This window comes from Streptomyces sp. F001, assembly GCF_004187715.1.
GTDB lineage: Bacteria > Actinomycetota > Actinomycetes > Streptomycetales > Streptomycetaceae > Streptomyces > Streptomyces flavusporus.
This window is the reverse complement of sequence record NZ_QZWF01000130.1, coordinates 1-3,074: the sequence shown is the minus strand read 5'-3', so window position 1 is coordinate 3,074 and position 3,074 is coordinate 1. Positions and strand designations below refer to the sequence as shown.

General features: G+C 73.1%; 3 protein-coding genes and 1 pseudogene. 1 reads left to right on the top strand and 3 read right to left on the bottom strand.

The genetic code is table 11. From position 1 onward, the window contains the following. The 3 genes from StrepF001_RS44885 to StrepF001_RS44875 form a co-directional block, all read right to left on the bottom strand. Positions 1 to 458 (bottom strand): cellulose binding domain-containing protein (locus StrepF001_RS44885; protein WP_206307169.1); only part of this gene is annotated, 458 nt, incomplete at its 3' end. Between the two features lie 109 nt (positions 459 to 567). Continuing rightward, positions 568 to 1,977 carry a HAMP domain-containing sensor histidine kinase gene (locus StrepF001_RS44880; RefSeq protein WP_129803826.1) on the bottom strand — a complete coding sequence of 470 codons (1,410 nt, stop codon included), beginning with the start codon at positions 1,975 to 1,977 and terminating at the stop codon, positions 568 to 570. Beyond that, complete coding sequence (locus tag StrepF001_RS44875; protein WP_129803825.1) at positions 1,974 to 2,678, bottom strand: response regulator transcription factor; 705 nt, start codon at positions 2,676 to 2,678, stop codon at positions 1,974 to 1,976. Before StrepF001_RS44875 ends, StrepF001_RS44880 begins: the two co-directional genes overlap by 4 nt. Positions 2,679 to 2,806: 128 nt before the next feature. Here StrepF001_RS44875 and StrepF001_RS44870 point away from each other — a divergent pair. Further along, positions 2,807 to 3,074 (top strand): annotated as a pseudogene (locus StrepF001_RS44870) (hypothetical protein); the annotation flags it as partial.

Here is a 3,074-nt window from a genome sequence, read left to right as displayed (position 1 = left end):
GTGGGGCGGCCGGTCGGCTCGGGGGTGGCGGCCTCGTCCGCGGAGCACTTCGCGCCGTCGATGAGGCAGCCGGTCGGGTCGGCGGAGCCGTTGACGACGAAACCCACGGTGACCGACTCGCCGACGGCCAGGCCGTCCTTGTCCCAGTCCGGCGGTCGCACGGTGACGCGCTGCCCGCTCACGCTCGACTCGCCGTTCCACAGGGAGCTGAGCTTCGCGCCGGAGGGCAGATCGAACGTCAGTGCCCAGTCGGCCTTCGCCTCGCCGCTGTTGTTGCTGACGACGTACTGCGCCGTGTATCCCGTCGACCAGTCGCTGGTTCTGGTGTACGCGGCGCCGACCCCGGCCGCCTGCGCGGTGCCGGTGAACAGGACGGCCCCGCCTGCGACGGCGGACGCGGCGACCACCGCACCGATCGCCTTGCTCCTGCCACTGATCCTGCGCCGGTGCGTGCTCATCGCGTGCCTGCCTTTGCTGTTCACGGGGGGTGGGTGCGACAGCACGCTAGCGAGCCGGAATCGGGCAAACGGCCTGATCCGGACGGGGGTTGGCGATCTTAGGGTCCGCTTAAGGAAGGGATCGGGGGCGGTTAAAGACGGAGCGCGATCCGCCCCGTCGGCGGCGTCTGACGGACCCCCGGTGACCGCGCCGGAGGGGCGCCGGCTCGCGCCCGTCCAGCTGTATCCAGATCCGCACCTCCGTGCCGCCGAGCACCGACGACCCGATGCGTACGTCGCCGCCGGTCGACTCCGCGAGCCGGCGCACGATGTCCAGCCCGAGTCCGGTCGAGCCGTCGCTGCCGGAGCCCCGGCCGCGCGCCATCGCCGCCTCGGGGTCGGGTATGCCGGGCCCCGCGTCGGACACGAGCACGATCACCGCGTCCTCGCCGTTGTGCACGTCGACCGCGAAGGCGGTGCCCTCCGGGGTGTGCCGGAAGACGTTGCCGAGCAGCGCGTCGAGCGCGGCGGCCAGGTCGGCGCGGGCCACGGGTATCCGCACCGGCCGGTCGACGCCGGCCATGCGCACTTTGCGGCCCTCGTCCTCGGCCAGCGCCGACCAGAACTCCATGCGCTCCCGCACGACCTCGGCCGCGTCGCATCCGGCGCCCGGACCGGCCGCCGCGGTCTGCGGTTTGGCATCGCGGGCGGTCCGGATGATGATGTCGACCTCCCGCTCCAGTTGGGCCACCGCGGCCCTGGTCTGCTCGGCGGCCGGTCCGTCGCCGAGGGAGGCCGCGTTCAGCCGCAGCACGGTCAGCGGGGTCCGCAGCCGGTGGGACAGATCGGCCGCCAACTCACGCTCGTTGGCGAGCAGTTGGACGACCTGATCCGCCATCGAATTGAACGCCGCGGCTGCCAGCCGCAGTTCTCTCGGCCCCGCCTCGGGCACCCGGGCGCCCAGCTTGCCCTCGCCCAGCTCGTGCGCGCCCTCGGCCAGGCGTTGTGCCGGCTGCACCATCCGTGCGCCCAGCCGGTCGGCGACCGCGACCGAGCCGACGATCAGCGCGAGACCGACTCCGGCCAGCACCGCCCAGGCCGCGCCCACGCCCTTGGCGACCGCGGCGTCGGGGATGAACACCTCGACGACGGCGATCTGACCGGAGCTCAACGCGACCGGCTGGAGCAGGGCCGAGCCGTCGCGCACCTCGGCGGTGGAGGCGCGCCCCGTCTCCCGGGTGGCCGCCACGTCCGCGTCCGCGGCACGCTGCCGCCCGATCTCCACAGCGTCCGTGCCGTCGCCGTCCGGTATGTGCACGGCCATCCCGGCGTCGGAGCCCGCGGAGGCGACGACCCGTTCGAGCTGGGCACGGTCGGTGGTGATGGACAGCGCGGGGGCGATCTCCGCGGCGTCCCGCTCGGCGTCGGAGAAGGCGCGGTCACGGGCCATCTCCTTGATGACCAGCCCGAGGGGCACCGCGAAGGCGACCACGACCATGGCGGTGACCGCGAGCGAGACCTTGACCAGGGCCCACCTCATGGCTGCGCCTCCGCTCCCGGTGGCTCCAGCTTCACCCCGACGCCTCGCAGGGTGTGCAGATAGCGCGGCCTCGCCGCCGTCTCGCCCAGCTTGCGGCGCAGCCAGGACAGATGGACGTCGATGGTCTGGTCGTCGCCGTACGACTGCTGCCACACCTCGGCGAGCAGCTCCCGGCGCGGGACGACGACACCGGGCCGCCCGGCCAGGAAGGCCAGCAGGTCGAACTCGCGCCGGGTGAGGTCCAGTCGTACGCCGTCCAGCTCGGCCTGGCGGCGCAGCGGATCCACCGTCAGTCCGCCGACCCGCAGCACCGGTGAGGGCGGGGCCTCGCCGGCGGCGGCGCGGGAGCGGCGCAGCACGGCGGCGATCCGGGCGGACAGGTGCTCGACGGAGAACGGCTTGGTCAGGTAGTCGTCCGCGCCGGCGTTCAGCAGCCGGACGATCTCCGTCTCGTCGTCCCGTGCGGTGGCGATGATCACTGGTACGTCCGTGATGCCGCGCAGCATCTTCAACGCCTCGGACCCGTCCAGGTCGGGCAGTCCGAGGTCGAGGATGACCACGTCGAAGCGGAAATGGGCGACCTCGCGCAGCGCTTCCAGTGCCGTACCGACGCTGCGCACGGTGTGCGAGGCGTCGGTCAGATGCCGGATGAGCGCCGAGCGTACGAACTGGTCGTCCTCGACCACGAGCACACTTGCCATGCGCCGCACCGTACGCCATGCGGGAGAGAGCGGTCCGGCGCCTGTGGACAACTCTCGCTTGTGGAAAACTCCACACCGTTCGTGACCCGTGGGACGCCCGTGACCCGCGTGAGGCAGTATGGCCCGCGATGCTCAGAGGAGTCGTACACGTACTGGCCTGGTCGCTCGCCACGGGCGCGGCGACCACGCTGTCGTGGTGGGGTGTCCACACGGTGATGGCGGACACCGCGTACGACCCCCCGCGCGCCCTCCCGGTCACCGCGGCCGACCCGACCGCGCCCGAGCCGCGGTCCACGTCGGCGAGCACGCGCCGGCCGAAGCCGTCGCCGAGCGCGACCCCGTCGGCCACCCGCAAGCAGACCCCGGCCCCGTCCGCCACCCCGACCACCAGGGACA